At 61.3% G+C, this 21,366-nt stretch carries 27 protein-coding genes and 1 tRNA gene; 14 read left to right on the top strand and 14 right to left on the bottom strand.

Features of this window, described 5'->3' with window-relative positions:
- Nucleotides 1–87: 87 nt before the first annotated feature.
- The 3 genes from purU to AC1DIJ_RS11180 form a co-directional block, all read right to left on the bottom strand.
- On the bottom strand, nucleotides 88–972 hold the full coding sequence (purU, locus tag AC1DIJ_RS11190) for a formyltetrahydrofolate deformylase (protein WP_112385113.1): 885 nt from the start codon (nucleotides 970–972) through the stop codon (nucleotides 88–90).
- A 211-nt stretch (nucleotides 973–1,183) separates the two neighbouring features.
- Nucleotides 1,184–2,437 (bottom strand): hypothetical protein, encoded by a 1,254-nt coding sequence (locus AC1DIJ_RS11185; protein WP_112385114.1) that lies wholly within the window; start codon nucleotides 2,435–2,437, stop codon nucleotides 1,184–1,186.
- Between the two features lie 4 nt (nucleotides 2,438–2,441).
- Nucleotides 2,442–3,500 carry a glycoside hydrolase family 5 protein gene (locus AC1DIJ_RS11180; protein ID WP_112385115.1) on the bottom strand — a complete coding sequence of 353 codons (1,059 nt, stop codon included), beginning with the start codon at nucleotides 3,498–3,500 and terminating at the stop codon, nucleotides 2,442–2,444.
- 124 nt (nucleotides 3,501–3,624) lie between these two features.
- Here AC1DIJ_RS11180 and AC1DIJ_RS11175 point away from each other — a divergent pair, with 124 nt between their 5' ends.
- The gene (locus AC1DIJ_RS11175; protein WP_112385116.1) at nucleotides 3,625–5,226 is read left to right on the top strand and encodes a GumC family protein; all 1,602 of its coding nucleotides are present in this window, start codon (nucleotides 3,625–3,627) and stop codon (nucleotides 5,224–5,226) included.
- Nucleotides 5,227–5,284: 58 nt separating this feature from the next.
- Nucleotides 5,285–5,617, top strand: a complete 333-nt coding sequence (locus AC1DIJ_RS11170) for a hypothetical protein (RefSeq protein ID WP_112385117.1) — start codon at nucleotides 5,285–5,287, stop codon at nucleotides 5,615–5,617.
- A gap of 6 nt (nucleotides 5,618–5,623) precedes the next feature.
- On the opposite strand, the gene AC1DIJ_RS11165 is transcribed toward AC1DIJ_RS11170, so the two are convergent.
- The 5 genes from AC1DIJ_RS11165 to AC1DIJ_RS11145 form a co-directional block, all read right to left on the bottom strand.
- Complete coding sequence (locus AC1DIJ_RS11165; RefSeq protein WP_477831406.1) at nucleotides 5,624–6,088, bottom strand: DoxX family protein; 465 nt, start codon at nucleotides 6,086–6,088, stop codon at nucleotides 5,624–5,626.
- Nucleotides 6,089–6,092: 4 nt separating this feature from the next.
- Entirely contained in the window at nucleotides 6,093–6,866 is a 774-nt protein-coding gene (locus AC1DIJ_RS11160) for an HvfC/BufC N-terminal domain-containing protein (RefSeq protein WP_112385119.1), read from the bottom strand.
- Nucleotides 6,867–6,875: 9 nt separating this feature from the next.
- Nucleotides 6,876–7,730 (bottom strand): MNIO family bufferin maturase, encoded by an 855-nt coding sequence (gene bufB, locus AC1DIJ_RS11155; protein WP_112385120.1) that lies wholly within the window; start codon nucleotides 7,728–7,730, stop codon nucleotides 6,876–6,878.
- A 65-nt stretch (nucleotides 7,731–7,795) separates the two neighbouring features.
- Complete coding sequence (locus tag AC1DIJ_RS11150) at nucleotides 7,796–8,083, bottom strand: BufA1 family periplasmic bufferin-type metallophore (RefSeq protein ID WP_112385121.1); 288 nt, start codon at nucleotides 8,081–8,083, stop codon at nucleotides 7,796–7,798.
- A 44-nt stretch (nucleotides 8,084–8,127) separates the two neighbouring features.
- Entirely contained in the window at nucleotides 8,128–8,397 is a 270-nt protein-coding gene (locus AC1DIJ_RS11145; RefSeq protein ID WP_112385122.1) for a BufA1 family periplasmic bufferin-type metallophore, read from the bottom strand.
- A gap of 226 nt (nucleotides 8,398–8,623) precedes the next feature.
- Between AC1DIJ_RS11145 and AC1DIJ_RS11140 the strand changes: the two genes are divergently transcribed.
- Nucleotides 8,624–9,190: a sigma-70 family RNA polymerase sigma factor gene (locus AC1DIJ_RS11140; protein WP_112385123.1), complete on the top strand. Its 567-nt coding sequence runs from the start codon at nucleotides 8,624–8,626 to the stop codon at nucleotides 9,188–9,190.
- A complete protein-coding gene (locus AC1DIJ_RS11135) occupies nucleotides 9,177–9,812 on the top strand; it encodes an NrsF family protein (RefSeq protein WP_112385124.1) in 636 nt (211 codons plus the stop codon). The genes AC1DIJ_RS11140 and AC1DIJ_RS11135 overlap by 14 nt, the downstream gene beginning before the upstream one ends.
- 65 nt (nucleotides 9,813–9,877) lie before the next feature.
- Here AC1DIJ_RS11135 and AC1DIJ_RS11130 read toward each other — a convergent pair.
- Nucleotides 9,878–9,964, bottom strand: a tRNA-Leu gene (locus AC1DIJ_RS11130).
- Between the two features lie 194 nt (nucleotides 9,965–10,158).
- Here AC1DIJ_RS11130 and AC1DIJ_RS11125 point away from each other — a divergent pair.
- A complete protein-coding gene (locus tag AC1DIJ_RS11125; protein WP_112385380.1) occupies nucleotides 10,159–10,596 on the top strand; it encodes a BA14K family protein in 438 nt (145 codons plus the stop codon).
- Nucleotides 10,597–10,599: 3 nt separating this feature from the next.
- Here AC1DIJ_RS11125 and AC1DIJ_RS11120 read toward each other — a convergent pair whose 3' ends face one another.
- On the bottom strand, nucleotides 10,600–10,893 hold the full coding sequence (locus tag AC1DIJ_RS11120; RefSeq protein WP_112385125.1) for a SelT/SelW/SelH family protein: 294 nt from the start codon (nucleotides 10,891–10,893) through the stop codon (nucleotides 10,600–10,602).
- 116 nt (nucleotides 10,894–11,009) lie between these two features.
- Between AC1DIJ_RS11120 and AC1DIJ_RS11115 the strand changes: the two genes are divergently transcribed.
- From AC1DIJ_RS11115 to AC1DIJ_RS11105, 3 genes are read left to right on the top strand one after another with little or no spacing between them, the layout of a single operon-like run.
- Nucleotides 11,010–11,756 carry a type 1 glutamine amidotransferase gene (locus tag AC1DIJ_RS11115; RefSeq protein WP_112385126.1) on the top strand — a complete coding sequence of 249 codons (747 nt, stop codon included), beginning with the start codon at nucleotides 11,010–11,012 and terminating at the stop codon, nucleotides 11,754–11,756.
- Nucleotides 11,757–11,763: 7 nt separating this feature from the next.
- Complete coding sequence (locus AC1DIJ_RS11110) at nucleotides 11,764–12,318, top strand: sugar O-acetyltransferase (RefSeq protein ID WP_112385127.1); 555 nt, start codon at nucleotides 11,764–11,766, stop codon at nucleotides 12,316–12,318.
- 55 nt (nucleotides 12,319–12,373) lie between these two features.
- On the top strand, nucleotides 12,374–12,832 hold the full coding sequence (locus tag AC1DIJ_RS11105; RefSeq protein ID WP_112385128.1) for a GFA family protein: 459 nt from the start codon (nucleotides 12,374–12,376) through the stop codon (nucleotides 12,830–12,832).
- A 147-nt stretch (nucleotides 12,833–12,979) separates the two neighbouring features.
- On the opposite strand, the gene AC1DIJ_RS11100 is transcribed toward AC1DIJ_RS11105, so the two are convergent.
- Complete coding sequence (locus tag AC1DIJ_RS11100) at nucleotides 12,980–13,222, bottom strand: type II toxin-antitoxin system CcdA family antitoxin (RefSeq protein ID WP_112385129.1); 243 nt, start codon at nucleotides 13,220–13,222, stop codon at nucleotides 12,980–12,982.
- Nucleotides 13,223–13,267: 45 nt separating this feature from the next.
- Nucleotides 13,268–15,103: a translation elongation factor 4 gene (gene lepA, locus AC1DIJ_RS11095; protein ID WP_112385130.1), complete on the bottom strand. Its 1,836-nt coding sequence runs from the start codon at nucleotides 15,101–15,103 to the stop codon at nucleotides 13,268–13,270.
- Between the two features lie 131 nt (nucleotides 15,104–15,234).
- Here lepA and AC1DIJ_RS11090 point away from each other — a divergent pair, with 131 nt between their 5' ends.
- The 5 genes from AC1DIJ_RS11090 (at nucleotide 15,235) to AC1DIJ_RS11070 (ending at nucleotide 18,990) form a co-directional block, all read left to right on the top strand.
- The gene (locus AC1DIJ_RS11090; protein ID WP_112385131.1) at nucleotides 15,235–15,804 is read left to right on the top strand and encodes a helix-turn-helix domain-containing protein; all 570 of its coding nucleotides are present in this window, start codon (nucleotides 15,235–15,237) and stop codon (nucleotides 15,802–15,804) included.
- 17 nt (nucleotides 15,805–15,821) lie between these two features.
- Nucleotides 15,822–16,343, top strand: a complete 522-nt coding sequence (locus AC1DIJ_RS11085; RefSeq protein WP_112385132.1) for a GNAT family N-acetyltransferase — start codon at nucleotides 15,822–15,824, stop codon at nucleotides 16,341–16,343.
- A gap of 71 nt (nucleotides 16,344–16,414) precedes the next feature.
- Nucleotides 16,415–17,440, top strand: a complete 1,026-nt coding sequence (locus tag AC1DIJ_RS11080) for a histone deacetylase family protein (protein WP_112385133.1) — start codon at nucleotides 16,415–16,417, stop codon at nucleotides 17,438–17,440.
- Between the two features lie 5 nt (nucleotides 17,441–17,445).
- Nucleotides 17,446–18,000: a recombination regulator RecX gene (recX, locus tag AC1DIJ_RS11075; RefSeq protein ID WP_112385134.1), complete on the top strand. Its 555-nt coding sequence runs from the start codon at nucleotides 17,446–17,448 to the stop codon at nucleotides 17,998–18,000.
- 90 nt (nucleotides 18,001–18,090) lie between these two features.
- On the top strand, nucleotides 18,091–18,990 hold the full coding sequence (locus tag AC1DIJ_RS11070; protein ID WP_112385135.1) for an EamA family transporter: 900 nt from the start codon (nucleotides 18,091–18,093) through the stop codon (nucleotides 18,988–18,990).
- Nucleotides 18,991–18,993: 3 nt separating this feature from the next.
- Here AC1DIJ_RS11070 and AC1DIJ_RS11065 read toward each other — a convergent pair whose 3' ends face one another.
- Entirely contained in the window at nucleotides 18,994–19,461 is a 468-nt protein-coding gene (locus AC1DIJ_RS11065; protein ID WP_112385136.1) for a truncated hemoglobin, read from the bottom strand.
- A gap of 177 nt (nucleotides 19,462–19,638) precedes the next feature.
- Between AC1DIJ_RS11065 and mbfA the strand changes: the two genes are divergently transcribed.
- Nucleotides 19,639–20,622, top strand: coding sequence for an iron exporter MbfA (gene mbfA / locus AC1DIJ_RS11060; protein ID WP_112385137.1), 984 nt, complete (start codon nucleotides 19,639–19,641; stop codon nucleotides 20,620–20,622).
- 71 nt (nucleotides 20,623–20,693) lie between these two features.
- Here the strand turns inward: mbfA and AC1DIJ_RS11055 are convergent, their stop codons facing one another.
- Complete coding sequence (locus tag AC1DIJ_RS11055) at nucleotides 20,694–21,293, bottom strand: transglutaminase-like cysteine peptidase (protein ID WP_112385138.1); 600 nt, start codon at nucleotides 21,291–21,293, stop codon at nucleotides 20,694–20,696.
- Nucleotides 21,294–21,366: the final 73 nt, after the last annotated feature.

The following is a 21,366-nucleotide window of genomic DNA, read 5'->3' as shown; positions in this document are numbered from 1 at the left end:
CCAGGGCATGATTCGATTGTTCACACTAAGCAGATAATCGAATGCATGCTATGGGCAAGCGTCTGGCAGCACGCCTTTCGGGCGCAATCAGCCCATACGTTCGGATGCGTAGGAGCCCGGGCTCGCCGGGAACACCACCGTGCGGTTGCCGTTCAGGAAGACCCGGTGATGGATATGGGCATGGATGGCGCGGGCCAGAACCTGACTCTCGACATCGCGGCCGATCGAGACATAGTCGTCTGCTGACTGCGCGTGTGTGATGCGGGCCGTGTCCTGCTCGATGATCGGGCCTTCGTCGAGATCGGCGGTGACATAATGCGCCGTCGCGCCGATCAGCTTCACGCCACGCTCATAGGCCTGCTTGTAGGGGTTGGCGCCCTTGAAGCTCGGCAAGAAGGAGTGGTGGATGTTGATGATCTTGCCGGACATCTTCTTGCACATCGCATCCGACAGCACTTGCATGTAACGAGCCAGCACGATCAGCTCGGTGCCGGTCTGCTCGACGATCTCGAGGATCTGCGCCTCGGCCTGCGGCTTGTTTTCCTTGGTCACCTTGATGTGGTGGAAAGGAATGTCGTGATTGACGACAACCTTCTGGTACTCGAAATGGTTGGAAATGACGCCGACGATGTCGATCGGCAGCGCGCCGATCTTCCAGCGGTAGAGAAGGTCGTTCAGACAATGGCCGAAGCGCGACACCATCAGCAGCACCTTCATGCGGCTCTGGCCGTCGTGGATTTCGGCGTCCATCTCGAACTTCTCGGCTATCGGCTTGAAGCCTTCGACGAGAGCCGGCAGCTTCACGCCCTCTTCGGAGATGAAGGAGACGCGGGTGAAGAATTTGCCGGTGTCGAGGTCGTCGAACTGGCTGGAATCGACGATGTTGCAGCCCTTGTCGGCAAGGTAGTTGGAAATCGCCGCGACGATCCCGCGCGTCGATTTGCACGTCACCGTCAAAACATAGTTCGTCATGTCCGTCTTCCCTCTCGCGGCTTCGCCGGCAGGCTGCTTAGATCAAACGTCGCCCGTCGAATAGGCCACGGCTCTTTCATTCGTGCAACATTTTGCAAGGCAAGCTATCAGGCGCTTGCAAGCTCCCGCATTCTGTCGATGCATCTATCAATGACCGCTGACTTGAAGAAAGTCCGTTCCGCTTGCGTCGTCGCATATCCCCGCCGCGCAGCTATCTGACGGCAGCGGTCACCACGGCGGGGCCTGTTGCTCGTGCCGGTGCCCGGCGCGTTCCCTCATTGACCTTCAGGAAGCCGACGAGCAGCCATGCCACCCCTGCGGTCTTCATCGAGAAGATCGCTGTCGAACCGATCATCAGATTGAGGAACATGAAGAGCGACAGCGAATGGCTGAGCCGCTTCTGGTTCGGCGTCTCTCCCGCCGGGAAAAAGGAAACGAACAGCCAGAAAAGAAGGAGCCCGAAGATCGTCGCGCTGTAGGTGATAAAGACATAGCCGCTATCGACGTAGCCCAGTCCTTTTTCGAGCTCCAGCCCCAGCGTCGCCGGGAGGTCCATGGCGATGATGTTGCGCACCGTGCCGCTGATGCGGCCGACGAAGTCGTCGTCATGAGCGTTCGGTTTGAAGGCGTGGATGATGAAGCCAACGACGATGATGCCGGGCATCATGAAGAAGTCGAGGATTTTCGGCAGCCAGGGATAAATGACATAGCCGCCAAGGCAGACGACGCTGAAGATCAGCATGGTGCGGGTGTCATTGGTGAGCAGGATAAGGACGACAGTCGCCACGAAGATCATGCGATCGAAGAACGTCAGCCGGTTCGAAAAGCTGACGAGATAGATCACCATCACACCGCAGAAATTTGCCAGCGAAACCTGTTCCAGGAAGATCGATGACGAGCGGTGGTCGATGATGCCGAAGGAGAAGCGATCGGGAAAGCCAAGCGCGCCGCGAAACAGGCCGAGATCGCTATAAGTTGCTCGCGGCACGCCGCGCGTATTCTCGAAATATTCCGCAGGATGGAAGAGCGCCACATAGGCCGTCACCGAAACGATTTCGCAGATCAGCACCGAAAGAACCGCCAGGCAGCAGATCTTGAAGACCAGCTTCAGCGTCCGCTCGTTCGTCCAGCGCCCCATGACGACGAAGGCAAAGACGATCAGGATATTGCGCAGGTGGTCAATGTAGGCCGATTTGCTGATCGCCATGACGTAAACAGTCAGCACGATCGTCGCCAGCAGGTAGCCGAGCGGGACAAGATCTTCCTCGAAAATGCCCTTTCGCAGGATGAACGCAAAGCTGTAGCCGAGGATCAGCATTTCGCTCAGCACCACATAGGCCGGCGAAAGCGGCATAATGTTGTGATTGATGAAGGCGAGGATGGCGTTATAGGTCACCGACAGCACGCCGGCGGCGAGAATGCCCCACTGTATCGGTTCGACCGTTTTTGTGCCCGCCGCCTTCATCGCGTCATTTGCCCATCAGCACGCATGCATCTTTGGCGGCTGCGGGCGCCTTGGCGGCGGCTTGCAAGGCTGCCAGCTGCTTGCGGTCCTTGCCATCATGCGGCTGTACGTTGAGCGGTTCGGCCTCCGGCCACCAGTCGCCCGCCACCCAATAAGTCCAGCCGAGCCACACGTCGGCATTGTCCTGCATGGCGGAGAGCACATCCTTCAGCCCTGCAACGCATTCGGGTGCCTGCGAGACGCCGAATTCGCCAAGCAGCACTCGGGTGTCGTTCTTGCGGGCCCAGTCGGACATGTCGAGAATGGCCTGTTTGGCGCTGGCGTTGCCGCTGCATTCGTCCTTGGTGCCTGAGGAGTCGCTGTCGAAATACTGGTGAACCTCGTAGCCGAAATTCTTGCGCGGATCCTTGATGCCGAGCATCACGGTGCCGTTGGCATCGTCATCGCCGCTCTGCCAGGAATGCGCGCCGGTCCAGCGCGTTCCGGGAACGAGGATATAGTTCTTGGCGCCGACGGTGCGGATGCCGCGAATGGCGGTATTGGCGGCCTCGAGCCATTTGGCTGCCGAAATGTCGTGCGGTTCGTTCATCAGCCCGAAGACCACGTCGTCCTGATCGGAAAATTCGGCCGCCAGGCGCGTCCAGAAATCGGCAAAGGCGAGCGTCGTCACCGGCGCGTTGCCGATCTGCGTCTTCTTGTATTCGGCATAGTTATGCGGGTCGAGGATGATGGTCATCTTGTGCTTGCGCAGCAGCGCCACCGCATCCTTCAGCCGCTGAAGCTCGTCTTCGTTCAGGGATTGGCCAAGCTCCGGCTGCAGCCGCTCCCAGAGGAACGGCAGGCGCACGGTGTTCATGCCCTTCTTCTGGAAATAGGCAACGGTTTCCTCGGAGGGATAGGCATAGTCCTTGAAAACCGTCCCATCGGGGTTGCCGAATTCGGCGCCGGAGAGATTGACTCCTCGGAGGCATGGGCCGGCAGTGCCGGCAGCACTCGCCTGCAGCGGCAGAAGTGCTGCGGCGATCGTCAGCAGGCGGCGCCAGTGGCAGGAGGTGGCTCTCATGGTTTTCCCAGGTTTCAGAAGTAGCCGCTAATATCGGTGGGCGCATCTTAACGGTCCGTTAGCTAAGGATTTCTAAAATTAACCTACCTCCGCTGCAGTCTGCCGGCGGGCCACGAGAGCGCTGATGAGCCAATTCGACAGGAACAGGGTGAGCCGGTTGCCGGGCTGGCGGAGCTTCGAGCCCGCGCAGGCTGCATCCGAACCCGTGCGTCCGCGTTCGCCCGTCCTGCGCCCCTCTGATTTTGCCAAGGTCACTGCCGAATTGCCGCAGGAGCCCGAGGCCTTGCGCAGCGAGCCCGCGGCTCCGCAGGCTGCACCGCCCGCGCCGGCAGCGGTCGAAGCGTCGGTCGTCCGTCCTGAGCCCGTCATCGCCGTCATCCATGCCGATGAACCGCTGCTCGATGTCCGCTCGGCGATCTTCGCTATCTGGAACCGCAAACTGCTCATTGCCGCACTCGCCGCACTCGGCGCGGTCGCGGGCGCTGCCGTTTTGCCGATGCTGCCGCAGAAATTCACTGCAACGGCCAGCCTCTATTTTGATCCCCGGCAGATCGGGCTTGCCGACCCTTCCACGCAGCAATCGACGATCTCGCCCGAAATGATTTCGTCGATGATCGACAGCCAGGTGCAGATCCTGACCTCGGGCAATGTGCTGAAGCGCGTTGCCGACACGATGAAGCTCAACGAGGATCCCGATTTCAACGGCGGGCGGACGGATGACGCGGCTGTCATCAGCGCACTTCAGAAGTCGCTGACCATTGCCCGCCAGACCGGCACCTACGTGGTTTCTCTGACGGCGGTCACCCATGACCCCGAAAAGTCGGCCAAACTGGCAAACCAGGTCGTTGCCTCCTTCATGCAGGAGGAAAGCAGTGCCTCGACCGGGCTTTACGAAAACACCACCGCGACCCTGGACGGGCGGCTCGCCGATCTTCGCAAGCAGGTTCAGGATGCCGAACAGGCGGTCGAAAGCTTCCGCTCCGACAACGACATGTCGGAAACCGACGGCAAGCTGATCTCCGACCAGCGCCTTGGTTCGCTGAATACGCTGCTCGTCACCGCTCAGGACAAGACGATCCAGGCCAAGACACGTGCCGATGCCGCCGCCAGCATGAGTTTCGAAGCGGTCGTCGCCAGCGGCCAGACAGAGAGCGGCAGCTCTTCGGTCAACTCGGCGCTCGGAAGCCTGAGGCAGCAATATGCGACGCAGGCAGCCATCGTCGGCAGCCTCGAAAGCCAGATGGGCGCCCGCCATCCGCGCCTCCAGGCGGCACGCTCGTCCCTGCAGAGCACCCGCGACGAGATCAAGGGTGAACTGCAGCGCATGGTGACTTCGGCCAAGGCCGAATATGATCAGGCCAAGAAGGCAGAAGACGCAGTTGCCAAGGAACTGAATATCCAGAAGGCGCTGCAGGCCACCGCATCCGACAAGCAGGTGGAACTCAATGAGTTGCAGCGCAAGGCCACTGCTGTGCGCAACATCTACGAGACGTTGCTGAAGCGCTCCAGCCAGACGGCGGAAGAACAGAACCTGCCGCAGAGTAACATTCGTGTGATTTCCGAAGCCGAGCCGCCGGTAAAGCCGGACGGTCCCGGCAAGAAGACGTTGATGATCGCAGGCCTGCTCGGCGGGCTGTTCGCAGGCTTCGCGCTCGGCGCAGCGCTTGCCATTCTGGCCAGCCTTTGCGCCCATCCAGTGGTACGCGGATATTTCCGCCGCGCTTGATGCGGTGGCGCTCTCATCCTACATCAGGAAAAGAGTTCCGAGCATGGTGCCGAGGGAGATGACAATGCATTCCTTGTTACTGATCCTGGCAGCTGCCCTTACCGGCCTGTTACCGCTGCAGGCTTCTGCAACGGATTGGAGCGCCGCCGGCACGTCCGGCGTCCAGAGGCTCTATCCCTATACCGATCTGCCGGGCGTCAAGGCGCAAGCGGACAAGAAGGATGAGGAACAATACGCCTGCCACACCGAGACCGGCCATATTCGCCGGCAGGGTGACTGGATCTTCCGCTCCGGCGGTATGCCGACTATCGTCTATGTCTGCGATCGCGATGGACTGGTCACTCAGGGCACGCAGGTCCCTCTGCGTGGCCACTACCAGCCGGTTCGCTGATCAGCCTTAGCGAGCAAAATAGCGCGATATCAGATAATCCAGCGACAGACGCCCCGGCCCTCTGGCGATAATCACTAGGAAGCACACCGCCCATGTGCCGTGCGTCGGCCAGGCATCGGGATAGACGAAGATCTCGATCACCAGCGTCATCGCAAGCAGGGCCACCGCCGACAGGCGGCTTGCCAGTCCCAACACCAGCAATAGCGGAAAGAAGTGCTCGGCAAAGGCTGCGAGATGGGCGGCAAGCCAGGGGTCGACGAGAGGCAGCTTGTATTCGGTCTGGAACAAATAGACCGCATTGTCGGTCACCTGCCAGCCATCGACCTTCGTCTGCCCCGATTGCCAGAAAACAGCGGCAATCGATAGCCGGGAAATAGTCGCCATCAAATCATGCGGGATGCGGTCGAGAAGCGCGGCGGCGCTCTTGAATGTATGGGCAAAGCCGCGGCCATCAGGTGCTGAAAGTGTCATGTTCTCATTCATCGTCTGCTCCTGTGGATAGGCCGGTGAATGCGCCTGCCTGCAGCGCTCCGGCAAGGTTGGCGGAAAGGTCGAAATCGGCAGCAAGCGACAGGGCCTCACCCGCGGCTGCGGCAAGCGTGGCGCCTTGCGCGAGGGCATTGAGGAAGACGGCACCGCCCGGGGGCAACCGGTGAACCTCGACGATCATCTCAGGGCGGACGACCAGCGCATCCTCGCCCCGCCAATCCTCGATCGGGCCAAATGCCATCTCTCCGGCGTTCATCGCCCATATCGTCAAGGCAGGGTGTTCCGACCGGATGACGGATAGCGACGGGTGAGCGAAGAATGTCAGCCTGGCCGTCTGCTCGGCGGGCACCGAAGCCAGCATCTCCGCCACCATCGGCGCGGCATCGGCGGCGTGATAGGCCTTGCCGCGCGCCGCTTCCAGCCGGATCACGTCAGGCAGATAGGGGATCTCCTGTGCCGGTTCGAAAGTCTCGACGAAATCGGCGAAATCATCGCCATAGCAGAGCAGCAGCGGCGATCGTGGTGGATGGAGGAGCACGAACTCATGCGCCATCGCGGCGAAAAACTCTGCGCCGGTGATCCTTTCCGCGACCGCAAATCGCGAGACGATCGCGCCGATCAGACCCGAAATCACATTGTTGCGGTAGACGCCGAAGCGGCGCGGCGGGCGCGCTGCGTTCCAGGAGACAAGCCCATTGGGCACCGGCAGATCGCTGTCTTTCAGGGCAGACGCAAAGCGTCGTTGTGTGGTGATCGACATAGCCGGACCTCACGCCGCGCGCCGCTTGGCGGCGCGCGCCAGGATTTCGCCTGCGGCTTCCGCCTCGGCCCTCAGAACCGGCCAGTCAGGAACATCGTTGTCCCACTCGACGAGGCTCGCGATCGGGCCGGTGCGGGCAATCAGCTCTTCGTAGAGCGCCCACACCGGATCCTTGACCGGCGTATCGTGCGAATCGATCAGCAGCGGCGCGCCGTCGTCATCCACCGTTTCGGAATGGCCGCTGAGATGGATCTCGCGCACTGACTGAACCGGAAAGCGGGAAAGATACGCCCGCGGATCGATATTGTGGTTCGTCGCGGCAACGAAGACGTTGTTAACATCCAGCAGCAACCCGCAGCCGGTGCGCTTGACGATCTCGCTCAGAAACTCGGTCTCCTCGAGGGTACTTTCGGCAAACAGCAGGTAGGTGGCAGGATTTTCGAGCAGCATCTGCCGCTGCAGCACATCCTGCACCTGCGAGATATGATCGGAAACGCGCGATAGCGTTTCCCGCGTATAGGGAAGGGGCAGCAGGTCGTTGAGGAAAACCGTGTCATGCGAGGACCAGGCGAGATGCTCCGAGAAGCTCTCAGGCTCATAGCGGTCGCAGACGGTTTTCAGCCTTCGCAGATGGTCGGTATCGAGCGGCTGCATCGAGCCGATCGACAGGCCGACCCCGTGGATCGACAGCGCATAGTCCTCGCGCAGCTTGCCGAGCTGGGCGTGCGGCGGCCCGCCATCGCCCATGTAGTTCTCGGCATGAACCTCGAAGAAGCCGACCGGCTGGCGGGCAGCGATGATGCTGGCAAAATGCTCGGGCTTGAAGCCCACGCCGGGACGGCCGGCAAGTGCGGAGGGTTTCATTCCATTTCTCTCCGGTTGGTCCGGCGGCGCCGTCGGTGGCGCCGCCTCTTGTCGACGGAAGCGGATCAGACCGGGGCCGGCCCCTGTGTCAGCGATCCGGTGCCATCAGGCGTCTTCATCGACATGCAGGTGCCTGCTGGTACCAGCTTCCAGGCGTTCTTCTGGTAGTCGATCTTGGCCGTTCCGGCGCAGGTCGTGCCCGGGCCTGCGGCACAGTCGTTCTGCCCCTTGAGCGCGATGCCGTAGCATTTCTCTTTCGCGGCATCCTGGGCCGAAGCGGTCGTTACGCTGCCGATCAGCGAGAGCGCTGTGGCGACCGAGGCCGCAAGCACGGTGACAGGTAGTTTTGTCATGGGTCTTCTCCGGTGTGGTGAGTTTCTGGGGGCGTTCGGAGCGGTCAGGCCGGGGTCAGCGAACCATGGCCCTTGGGCGTCTTCATCGAGACGCAGGTGCCGGCCGGAACGAGCTTGAAGGACATCTTGTCGTAGCTGACCGTCGATTTGCCGGCGCAATCATGCTTGCCGGCGGCGCAATCGTTCTGCCCCTTCATGGCGACGCCGTAGCACTTTTCCTTGTTGTCGGCGGCGGATGCTGCCGGCGCTGCAATGGTTGCGAGCGCCGAAGCGATGGAGCCTGCCAGTGCAAGCGTGACGATGCTGTTCTTCATGGTTTCATCTCCGTAAGATTGCCGAGCCGTGATTGGCTTGCATGGGGGCTACGGAGCTGTGGGAGCCGTTGTTACAGCGCCATCCTGGATTTTTTGCGCCGGACGCTCTTGCCGTTTACGGGATGGCAAGCGAAAACCCTGAAAACAAAGGCATCCGCGTCTGTTCGAAATATTTGAGATGCGGCAGTAACAAAAATGTGTGCCCATCCGTAGAGGACTATGTCGGGTGAAATATTCGGCGCGTGAAGAGGAATGGGCAGGCTGGATGCGCAGCGCCATCGAGGGCGATACGCAGGCCTACCACCGCTTCCTGTCGGCTGTGACACCCCACTTGCGCGCAATGGCGCGCCGGCGCTGCGACCAGTTCGGCGCTCCGGCGAGCGAAGCGGAGGACGTGGTGCAGGAAGTGCTGCTCGCCGTCCACCTCAAGCGCGGCACGTGGGATCCGGCGCGCCCTATCGGACCATGGCTGTCGACGATCGTGCGCAACAAGCTGATCGACAGCCTGCGCCGCCGCGGCCGCCACATCGACGTGCCGATCGACGACGTCATGGCGACGCTCGAGGCGGAAGAGCAGGCAGGCAACCTGGACCGGCTCGACGCCGAGCATATGCTGGAGCGGCTGAAAGATCCGCAACGCGATATCGTCCGCTCCATTTCGATGGAGGGGGCGGGAATACGGGAAACGGCCGAGAGACTGAAGATGACGGAAGGAGCGGTGCGCGTTGCGCTGCATCGCGCCCTGAAGTCGCTGGCAGCCTTATACCGGAGTGAGACGAGTGAAGACCGATGACCTGATCAGCATGCTTTCCGAGGACGCGCCGGTGCGGACCCGCCTGGGGCCGATGCTGCTTGGCGCGCTTCTCGGCGGCGTCGTCATCTCCGCCGCCCTGCTGCTGGCGACCATCGGCATTCGCCACGACATGGCAAGCGCCATCGAGACCGCGCGCGTCCTCTTCAAGATCGTGACCACGCTGACACTCGCCGTCACCGCCTGCGGACTCGTCTTCCGCATCGGCCGCCCCGGCATTCCACTCAAGATATCGGCTCTCAGCCTGCTCATCCCGCTGGCCCTGGTGATCGCGGGCGTCGCAACCGAATTGACGACCATTCCTGAGGACACCTGGCATACGGCGCTGATGGGCCGCAACGCGACCTTCTGCGTCTTCTTCATTCCTGTCCTGTCGCTGGCGCCGCTGGCCGGCTTTCTCTGGGCGCTGAAGAGTGCCGCACCGGCAAACCCGACCCTCGGCGGTGCCGTCGCAGGCCTCGCCTCCGCCGGGCTCGCGGCCGCGCTCTACGCCTGGCATTGCCCCGACGACAGCCCGTTGTTTCTGGCGACCTGGTACACGGCGGCCGCCACGGCCGTTACCGCGCTTGGGGCGCTGATCGGCTCGCGATATCTACGGTGGTGAAGAGAAAAATAGCGAGCTTTCGGGAGCGGTTGCTACCGGCCTAAGCTGCTATTTTTAAATGGGAATGGTGCCCAGAAGAGGACTCGAACCTCCACACCCTTTCGGGTACCAGCACCTGAAGCTGGCGCGTCTACCAATTCCGCCATCTGGGCGACGGAGAGCCATGTACGGGGGTGGCTCTTTGCTGTCAACAGGGTTTTTGAAGTTTTCCTGACAGTATGTAAAAAAGAATTGCCGGGACGGTGCGAAAGGCCGCGTTCACGGGGAACTGAACGTTTGGCTTGCCTCTGCCGATGTTCGAACGGATGCCGTGACCTATATGAAAAGCATCGGAAAGGAATCACTGATGTCCGCTTTACGCAGCACCATCTTCGGCCTGGTTGCCGGTTTTCTGCCACTTGCCGCGCAGGCGGCGCCCGTGCCTGCGCCGTTCCAGGTGCGCAATCCAGATATTATCAATGTGCAATCGACGATGTGCGATTATCGCGGCTGCTTCGGTTTCGGACCGCAGCAATGGCATCGTCCTGCCTATGTGCAGCCGAACTACCGGCCGCGCGGCGTAACGGGGCCGACCTATTATCAGCCGAGAGCGCAAGCGCCACGCACGGGGCGGCCGGCGCTGTCCTATGACCCGGCGCCGATCCGCAGGGTTCAGCCGGCGGCCAGGGATCAGGGCATGCATGCCGAATGGTGCCGCAACCAGTACCGGTCCTACAATCCGAAGACCGACCGCTTCGTCACCTACGAGGGCGTCTACAAAACCTGCAATTCGCCCTTCGACTGAGTGTCAGCTTTCCAGTGATGCACGGTCGGTATGGCCGAGATCGCGATCGGGCTCGATGATGTCGCGCACCCGCTGTTTCAGCTCCTTCGGTCCGGGAAAGCCGCCGTCGCGTTTGCGCTCCCAGATCAGGCCGCCATTCACCCGGATCTCGAAATTGCCGCCGGTGCCTGGAATGAGCGCCACTTCGCCCAGACTGTCGGTGAAGGTCTGCAGCAGTTCCTGAGCCATCCAGCCGGCGCGCAGCAGCCAGTTGCACTGCGTGCAATAGAGAATGGTCACACGGGCTTTGTCGATCATGCGGCGTTCCTTTCGATCTCTCTCCGATTTAGAAGCTTAGCCCGGTCCGCGCAATCCGGCTGCTTGCATGTCACTGCCGCTCATGATCACTTCCGGGTACGAAGCAGGAGATGAAAATGCGGGTTGCCGTTGTTGAAAACATGCCGAACACGCATATCGGCGCGCTTGGTGACGCCCTCGATGAGGCCGGTGCCGTGCTTGAGTGGTTCCGTCCGTGGAAGGACCAGGCCTTGCCTGCCGGTCTCGACGGCTACGACGCGCTTGTCGTACTCGGTGGTGAGCAGAGCGCTGTCGATGATCAAGCTTATCCCTATCTGCCGGCGCTCGCCTCTTTGATGCGCGAATTCGGCGATGCCGGGAAATCCGTGCTAGGCATCTGCCTCGGCAGCCAGGTTCTCGCCCGTGCCTATGGTGCCGAGAATATTCTGGACGCGACACGCGAATTCGGCTGGACGCCCGTCGATGTGACGGCGGACGGGCGTGCCGATCCGCTCTTCGGCGAGATAGGCGACCGCTTCCCGATCTTCGAATGGCACTCCGATACCTTCACGCTGCCGCCCGGCGCCATCCGTCTCGCGTCGACGGCGGCTGTCCCCAACCAATGCTTCCGCATCGGCAGGGCCGTCTATGGTACGCAGTTCCATTTCGAAGCCAATTTGGAAGTCGTGACCAAATGGAATGCCGAATTCCGTGATATGGTCGAGAGCATCGAGCCCGGCTGGCATGAGCGGTTTGCGCTGACTGCGGCCAGACATGCCGCCGATGCCGATCAGGCTGGCCTCGCGATCGCGCGCGCCTTCATCGGCACCATCAGGCCGTCGGTCGCCTCGGAAGGCGCTGCAGACAGCCGCCTGAGCGCCTGAGGCAGCCATGGCCAGCGACTACGAAAAGATGGCGGCGGGTGAATGGTACTGCTGTCTCGACCCCGAACTCGATCGTCTCCGCGTCGCGGCACGCCATGCGGTGCATCAGCACAATACGATGGCGCCAGATGCGCGCGGCATGATCGCTCCAGCGCTGAAGGCCTTGTGTGGCGACGTGGCGGATGACGTTTTCATCGAGGCGCCGTTCCATTGTTCCTATGGCATCAATCTGAGCTTCGGCGAGCGTGTCTATCTGAATGCCGGCTGCACGATCCTCGATTCCGGACGAGTGCATATCGGCAGCCGCTCGATGCTGGGTCCGGGCGTTCAGATCTATTGCGCCGAGCATCACAAGGACCCTGACTTGCGTCGCCAGGGCATCGAGATCGCTCGTACGGTCGTGATCGGCGAAGACGTCTGGATCGGCGGCGGCGCGATCATTCTCGGCGGGGTGACGATCGGCGATCGCGCGATCGTCGGCGCGGGCTCCGTGGTGACAAGAGATGTTGCGGCGGGCGCAACCGTGGTCGGCAATCCCGCCCGGCCAGTCAAGCGAGACTAGTGCTGGAAGCGCCGTACATGCGTCCTAGATCAGCAAGTGACAACAGGAGGAGAGGATGAGCGAGAACGCGTTGCCTTGGGAGGGTGGTTGCCGTTGCGGTCAGGTTCGGCTGAAGATCAGCGCCAAGCCGCTGTTGACCATGGCGTGCCACTGCACGGGCTGCCAGAAGATGTCCTCGAGCGCCTATTCATTGAGTGCCGCCATTCCGGCAGCGGGCTTCGAGGTCACCAGGGGCGAGCCCGTGATCGGCGGCCTTCACGGCCCCGAGGCGCACCACTATTTCTGCCCCTATTGCATGACTTGGATGTTCACCAAGCCAGAGGGCATGGACTGGTTCGTCAATGTCCGCGCCACGATGTTCGACGATACCAGTTGGTTCGCGCCCTTCATCGAGACCTGGACGAGCGAGAAGCTGGCTTTTGCCGAAACGGGAGCAAGACACAGCTATCCGGCATTGCCCGAAATGGATGCGTATGAGGGGCTGGTGAAGGAATATATGGCGCAGCCGGCTTAGAGGCCCTGGAAGACATGACACGCGAAAGTTCGTCCGGCGGCAGCATCGGCACCGCCATTCGGGTCGTCAGTTCATCAAGTAGGTCGGACTGTAGGTCAAGAACAAGCGCATCGCCGTGGCGAAGGCTATAGACATGAAACCGTGCCACTAGAACTGCCGATATTTCTGCAGCGGAAGACCGTGTTTTTCGACGTAGGCGTTGGAAGCTGCAATCGCCTCGGCGTTTTCAATACGCCAAAGCCGCTCGCGCTCGACCTTTATGGCTTGCGCTATTCCATCTTCGGCAGCCCGTGACAAATTGATCTTGAGATCCTGCGCTTGTGTCACAAGCTCTTCGTCAAGCGATAAATTCGCTGGCTTACGGACATGTTGAGGCGAGGCGCTCTCCATAGCTGATGCGCAAAGAATATGCGCATCAGTTGGATTTGAGAAGCGCTATTCGTCCTTCATCTTCAGCGCGGCGATGAAGGCTTCCTGCGGGATATCCACCTTGCCGAACTGGCGCATGCGCTTCTTGCCTTCCTTCTGCTTGTCCAGAAGTTTGCGCTTGCGGGTGGCGTCGCCGCCGTAGCACTTGGCGGTCACGTCCTTGCGCATGGCGGAGATCGTTTCGCGGGCGATGACGTTGCCGCCAATCGCCGCCTGGATCGGGATCTTGAACATGTGGCGCGGGATCAGGTCCTTCAGCTTTTCGCACATGTCGCGGCCGCGCTTTTCGGCGGCCGAACGGTGGACCAGCATGGAAAGCGCATCAACAGGCTCGCCGTTGACCATGATCGACATCTTCACGAGGTTGCCCTCGCGATAGCCGTGCAGATGGTAGTCGAACGAGGCGTAGCCCTTGGAGATCGACTTCAGGCGGTCGTAGAAATCGAACACCACTTCGTTGAGCGGCAGCTCGTAGGAGAGCATGGCGCGCTTGCCGACATAGGTGAGTTCGGTCTGGATGCCGCGGCGGTCCTGGCAGAGCTTCAGGATGCCGCCGAGATAGTCGTCCGGGGTCAGGATCGTCGCCTTGATCCAGGGTTCCTCGATCTCGGAAATCTTCACGACGTCAGGCATGTCCGCCGGATTGTGCAACTCGCGCGTCGAGCCGTCGGTCATCGACAGGTGGTATACGACCGAAGGCGCCGTTGCGATCAGGTCGAGGTCGAATTCGCGCTCCAGGCGTTCCTGGATGATTTCCAGATGCAGCAGGCCGAGGAAGCCGCAGCGGAAACCGAAACCGAGTGCGGCGGACGATTCCATTTCGAAGGAGAAGGAGGCGTCGTTGAGACGCAGCTTGCCCATCGCAGCGCGCAGGTCCTCGAAATCGGCCGCATCGACCGGGAAGAGGCCGCAGAACACGACCGGCTGGGCCGGCTTGAAGCCCGGCAGCGCTTGCGCCGTCGGCTTCTTGTCTTCGGTGATCGTGTCGCCGACGCGGGTATCGGCCACTTCCTTGATCGAGCCGGTGAAGAAGCCGATCTCGCCGGGGCCGAGGCTGTCGACGGCCAGCATCTTCGGGGTCAGCACGCCGACGCGCTCGACCTGATATTTGGCATCGGTGCCCATCATTCGAATGGTCTGGCCCTTGGTCAGCACGCCGTCGAGGATGCGCACCAGAACCATGACGCCGAGATAGGTGTCGTACCAGCTATCGACCAGCAGCGCCTTCAGGGGCGCCTTGTCGCCGCCTTCGCTCTTCGGCGCGGGCAGCTGGTGGACGATGGCTTCCAGGACATCCGGAATCCCGAGACCCGTCTTGGCGGAAATCAGTACGGCCTGGGATGCGTCGATGCCGATCACTTCCTCGATCTGCTCGCGAATGCGGTCCGGCTCGGCGGCCGGCAGGTCGATCTTGTTGAGGACGGTGACGATCTCGTGGTTGTTGTCGATCGCCTGATAGACGTTGGCAAGCGTCTGCGCCTCGACGCCCTGGGAGGCATCGACGACGAGCAGCGAACCTTCGCAGGCCGACAGCGACCGCGACACTTCATAGGCAAAGTCGACGTGGCCAGGCGTGTCGATGAGGTTCAGAATATAGGTTTCGCCGTTGTTCGCCTTGTAATGCAGGCGAACGGTCTGGGCCTTGATGGTGATGCCGCGCTCGCGCTCGATATCCATCGAATCCAGCACCTGTTCCGACATGTCGCGCTCGGCCAGGCCGCCGGTCGTCTGGATCAGACGGTCGGCCAGCGTCGACTTGCCGTGGTCGATATGGGCCACGATCGAGAAGTTGCGGATATGGTCAAGCGGAGTGCGGGTAGAATTGGTGCTCATGCGCGCCATATAGCAGCGCCTTCCCTTGACGCATAGGGGAAAAGCAGGAGTTTGTTTAGGATAAATGGCGGCGCCAGGCGCCACTTGATTCCATCATCGGATCATGTATTTCTCGTATAGTAGAAATATGGAGCCGACTGTTGGAGCAAGAACTGGAAGCGGCGATCGGTGCGAGGATCCGCAGTCTGCGGCTGGAAAAAGGTCTGACGCTGGATGACCTCGCCAGCAATTCGGGCGTCAGCCGGGCGATGATCTCGCGCATCGAACGCGCCGAGGCAAGCCCTACGGCATCGCTGCTGGCGCGCGTCTGCGCAGCACTTGGCCTGTCCCTCTCGACCTTCTTTGCGGAAGAAGAAAGCGCGGCGTCACCGCTTGCCCGGCGTCACGAGCAACAGGTGTGGCGGGATCCGGAGACCGGTTATATCAGACGCGCCGTCTCCCCGCCCGGCACCACGTCGGACGTCGATATCGTCGACGTCGAGTTTCCGGCCGGCGCCCGTGTCAGCTTTCCGCCGCATGCGGCGAGCCACGGCATGACCCAGCATATCTGGGTTTTCGGAGGCGAGATGGAGATGACGGCCGGGGACAAGGTTCACCGTCTCTTTCCCGGCGATTGCCTCTTCATGCCTGTCGGCGAGGGGCACGTCTTCCACAATCCGTCGAGCAAGCCCGCCCGTTACTGCGTCGTGCTGAGCCGCAATTCGCGATGATATCCAGGAGATCTCTGATGACTTCGATACGCCTTTTGACCGCCGATGAAACCCGCTCGGCCATTCCGGAGCTTTGCGAGGTGCTGGTCGACTGCGTCGCGGGCGGCGCCTCCGTCGGCTTCATGCAGCCCTATACGGCCGAGGATGCCGAGCCCTACTGGCAAGGTGTCGCCGAGAGCGTCGAAGCCGGGGTCAATCTGCTTGCCGTGGCTGTCGTCGATGGCCGGATTCTCGGTACCGTTCAGGTCGGTTTTGCCACGATGCCGAACCAGCCGCACCGCGGCGACCTGAAGAAACTGCTCGTTCACCGCTCGGCGCGTGGTCATGGGCTCGCACGTCTCCTGATGGAGGCGATCGAGAAGGAGGCTGCCCGTCACGGCAAGCATCTTCTGGTTCTGGATACGGCGACCGGCAGCGACGCGGAAGCGATCTATCCACGCTTCGGCTGGGAACGCGCCGGCGTCATCCCTGAATACGCGATGTGGCCGGACGGCGGCTATTGCTCGACGACGCTGTTCTACAAGCGGCTGGCTGTTTGAGCCGCTCCGGACCCATTGACAAATCGGCGCGTCACCGCGCCTTATCCGCGACATAACGAGGGGCATGCGCCATGCGCGTCATCTATTCCGAAGACCACAAGCTGCGTGACGCGAAGACCGAGCTGCACAACGGACAGCTGGTCACGCCCTTTGAAGGCCCCTTCCGCGCCGAATGGATTCTGGATGCCGTCAAGGATGCCGGGTTCAGAGATGTTGCCGCGCCGGTCCGCCATGGTCTGGAAACGGCCCGCAAGGTGCATGATGCCGGTTATCTCGATTTCCTGTCCAAGGCTTGGGACATGTGGGCGGCGACAGGCGCTGAAGGCGAGGCGATCCCGGCGTCCTTTCCCGTGCGCCGCTCGACCTTGCGGGTGCCGACCGACATCGGCGCGCTTCTCGGCTATTATGCCAATGCGGCGGAGACCGCGATTACCAATGGCACCTATGAGGCGGCGATCGCCTCGATGCAATGCGCGATGTCGGGTGCCGACTGGCTGAATTCAGGCAATCGCTTTGCCTTCTCGCTCTGCCGCCCGCCTGGCCATCATGCCGGCATCGATCTCTTCGGCGGCTATTGCTTCATCAACAACGCTGCCGTCGCCGCGCAGCGCCTGCTCGATCTCGGCGCCAGGAAGGTCGCGATCCTCGATGTCGATTTTCACCATGGCAACGGCACGCAGGATATCACCTACCGCCGCGGCGACATCTTCTTCGCCTCGCTGCATGGCGAGCCCGCGAACGCCTTTCCGTATTTCTGGGGCTATGCGGACGAGACGGGTGAAGGCGAAGGCGAGGGCAGTAATGCCAACTATCCACTGCCGCGCGGAACGGCCTGGCACGAATGGTCCGCGGCACTTGCCGATTCGCTCAGCCGCATCAAGGCGTTCGGCGCCGAAGCAATCGTTGTCTCGCTCGGCGTCGATACGTTCGAGCGTGATCCGATCTCCTTCTTCAAGCTCACTTCGGACGATTTCATCCGCATGGGAGCGATGATTGCGTCGACGGGACTGCCGGTGTTGACCTGCATGGAAGGTGGTTACGGCGTGCCGGAAATCGGCTTGAACGTTGCCAATGTCCTCAAGGGTCTGGAGGCCTAAGCGGCTTGGAAGAGGAAACGCAGCCATCCGACGTGCCGACGCCGCGCATGTTTTCGTGGGCGCGCAACTCGACGATCTACCGCCTAGAGCGGCGGATGCATACGGAGAAGCAGCTGTTCGATGCCATCGCCCGCAAGGCGCGGCAGAAGTTCGAGGACATCAGCGAGGCGCAGGTCAAGGCGCTTGCCGATTCCGCCGTGAAGTTTGCCTATGACAACAAGGCGCTCGACGACACAGCCTATGCCGAAATCGGTACGCGCTCGGGCATGCGCAGCGGCAGATCCAGGCGGGCAATCGCCCAGAAGCTGTCGCTAAAAGGTATTGCGAAGAGCACCGTGGAAACAGCTGTTGCCGAAGCGGACGACTTTTACGCAGCCGTCGTTCTGGCCCGCAAGCGCGCCTTCGGCCCGTTCCGCAAGAGCGAGCTCGATGAGAAGCGCAAGGCCAAGGAACTGTCGGCTTTTGCCCGGGCCGGCTTCAGCTTCGATATCGGCAAGAAGGTTTTTGAGATGTCGCTTGATGATGCCGAAGAAGCGCTGGATACCGGGCGCAATCGCTAGCCATCAATAGAGCTTCTCCTCGCATCAGAAGTTTGAATTTGCCCCCGTCGTCCTCCAGCCCTATTCAGAGCTGAAAATCGGGAGGAAGCAATGGGCGCACAGCCTGAAAATGCGGCGTTGAATGCGGACGGCTCGGCAGCAGCCGTGCCGTCGAGTGGCGTCGCAACGGGCGCCCTGATGTGCCTTCTTTCGATGTCGTCGATCCAGTTCGGCGCGGCGCTTTCCTCGCACGCGATCGCTACCTATGGACCGGCAGGGGCTTCCTGGCTCCGCCTGGTCTTCGCGGCGCTGATCCTTGCTGTCGTCGTTCGCCCTCCGGTTCTGCGCTATAGCCGCGAGCAGTGGATCAGTGCCCTTGTGCTTGGCACGATCACGGCATTGATGACGATCTGCTTCTTCGCGGCGATCCAGCATATCCCGCTCGGCCTTGCCGTTGCCATCGACTTTCTGGGGCCGCTGTCGGTTGCGACATTCGGCTATGGATTGACGCGCCGTCTGATCTGGCCCGTCGTCGCAGCCGCCGGCGTGCTGTTCCTCGCCTATGATGGCGAAGGCTGGGTCGGCAATCTGCCGGGTGTGCTCTTTGCAGCCGGTGCCGGAACCGGCTGGGCCATCTATATCCTGCTGACGAAGAAGGTCGGCGCTACCTTCAAGGGCTTCGAAGGCCTGTCGATGTCGCTGCTCGTCGCTGCTGTCGTTGCCACGCCTTTCGGCTTCACGGGCGCTGTACCCCACCTTGATGGCTCCGGCTTGATCGAGATGGCGGGACTGGCCCTTCTCGTGCCGCTTCTGCCCTATGCCTTGGAAATGACGGCGCTCCGGCGCATGCCCACGGCGTCTTTCGGCATTCTGATGAGTCTGGAACCGGCGATTGGCGCCGCCGCCGGTTTCGTCATTCTGACGCAGCCGATGACGCTGCTACAGATGGCCGGAACGACACTCGTGGTGCTGGCAAGTGCCGGCGCGACCTTCTTCGCCGGCAAGGCGTGACGGTCAGGCGCGCTCGCGCGCCGGATCGTCCAGGGCCGGATTGTAGAACAGCGAGAGGGTCAGGCTCCGGGCAATGCGCTCCGCAGTTGCCATGAACCAGGCCTTGGCCTCCAGGGTCGGAGCGATATCGTCAAGTGTCGCTGCAAACAGCGCCAGCCATTTGGGAAAGAGCTCCGGCGTCATGTTGGCGACGCCGGTATGGGCCTGAACGGGCTTTCCGCCATAGGCCCCGCTGCGAAAGGCAACGGAAGACCAGAAGCTTTTCATCTTTTCCATATGCTCCGGCCACCGCCCCGAAAGCCGCGCATCGAAGACCGGCCCGAGTTCGGGATGTAAAAGCACCCGGCTGTAGAATGTCTCGACCAGCGTCTCGATAAAGGCATCGTCGATGCCGATCGATTTCATCTCGGCTTCCGCACGCTCGCGGATCGCCGCAACATGGGCAGCGCGGCCCTGCAATTCGTTGTTCATTTTTAAAACACCCCGGCTTTGCCGTCTGCGACGGCGCCTTTCATATAGGCGTTGCGGGCGCGCCGCCAAAGGCGGAACTGAAGATTGCGGCAATCTGTCAAATCGGGTGCCTTCGATCTTGACCCCCGCCGCGGGGCTATTTAGATTAGAATAATTCTAAATTATTGGAGCATGCCGATGTTGGCGCGTCTTTTCAGGTCGCAGAAGCGATCATTCAAATCATTGTCTGAACAGGAAATCCTGGCACTTGCAATCGCCTCGGAAGAGGATGATGCGCGCATCTATCTCGCCTATGCCGATCAGTTGAAGCGTGACTATCCTGCGAGTGCAAAGGTATTCGAAGACATGGCCGAGGTGGAAAGTACCCATCGGCGGTCACTGATCGAAATTCATCGCCAGCGCTTCGGCGAGCGCATCCCGCTGATCCGCCGCGAGCATGTGCAGGGCTTCTACGATCGCAAACCCGACTGGCTGCGCAAGAACCTGTCGCTCGACGCCATGCGGCGCGAGACGGAGGCAATGGAAGAGCAGGCCTACCGCTTCTATGTCGAGGCGGCCAAGCAGACCACCGACGCCTCGACCCGTCAGCTTCTTGGCGATCTGGCGCTGGCCGAGCAGGGGCATGAAGATATCGCCCGCATGCTCGGAGAAAAGCACACACCGGAGACCGTCAAGGAAGAAGAGAACGAAGGCGTTCGCCGCCAGTTCGTGCTGACCTATGTGCAGCCCGGCCTGGCCGGCTTGATGGACGGTTCTGTCTCGACGCTTGCGCCTATCTTCGCCGCCGCTTTCGCCACGCAGGATACCTGGCAAACCTTCCTCGTCGGTCTTTCCGCCTCTGTAGGCGCCGGTATCTCCATGGGCTTTACCGAGGCGGCGCATGACGACGGCAAGATTTCCGGTCGTGGATCGCCGATCAAGCGAGGCCTCGCCTGCGGTATCATGACGGCGCTCGGCGGCCTCGGGCACGCGCTGCCCTATCTGATCCCGCATTTCTGGACGGCGACGATCACCGCGGCCGTCGTCGTCTTCTTCGAACTCTGGGCAATCGCCTTCATTCAGAACAAGTATATGGAAACGCCGTTCCTGCGCGCCGCCTTCCAGGTGGTCGTCGGCGGCGGACTTGTGCTCGGTGCGGGCATCCTGATCGGCAACGGCTGAGGGCTTTCAGGCACAAAAAAAGGCCTCCCGAAGCAAGCTTCGGAAGGCCACCCAAGAACCGGTAGATGTAATTATTGCAGGGCGCCGACCAGAACGTCGCGGCCATTCTCGATGGTGACCCAGCGCCCGGCATTATAGCTCGACTGGCGCTTGATGAAGGAATAGTTCGTGTCGAACCATGGCTTCACGTTGGTCGAGAGATTGTCGAGAATGAAATCGCCATCCGTGGTGCGCAGGGTCAGAACCGCATGCCCCTCACCGTCAGGCTTGCGTACGACCGTCATCAAAAGGTTTGCCGGCGAAAAGCCGCGCTGAATGAGGATGCGGCGCTTCAGAAGCGCATAGTCTTCACAGTCGCCTGCCGTCGTCGGATAGGCCCAGACCTCGTCCTTGCCGTAGATTTCCTTGTCGGTCATCGGCTTGATCGTGGTGTTGACTGTCGTGTTGACCGAACGCACCAGCGTCCACTGGTCGGGGGTCATCTGCATGTTCGCAGTATTGCGGTTCGGGCCGCATTCGTCGCGGTGGATCTGACAGAAATCGTAATGGCCGATCGGCTGCGATGTCGCTCCGCCGGTAACCATGGAGAGGTTGGATGTCGAAGCCGGCAAGGCAGCCGAAGACATCGCTAGCATGGCCATCATGGCCACGAGGTAACCCTTGATCCGCACGCCCGTATTCCCTGCATCGCCCTTGTATTTATTAACAAAGAGTTAACGGGGAGGGGCGTTCGGAGTCAATCGT

It is taken from the genome of Rhizobium sp. 10N427 (assembly GCF_056394605.1).
This window is presented reverse-complemented; position numbering and strand designations above follow the sequence as displayed.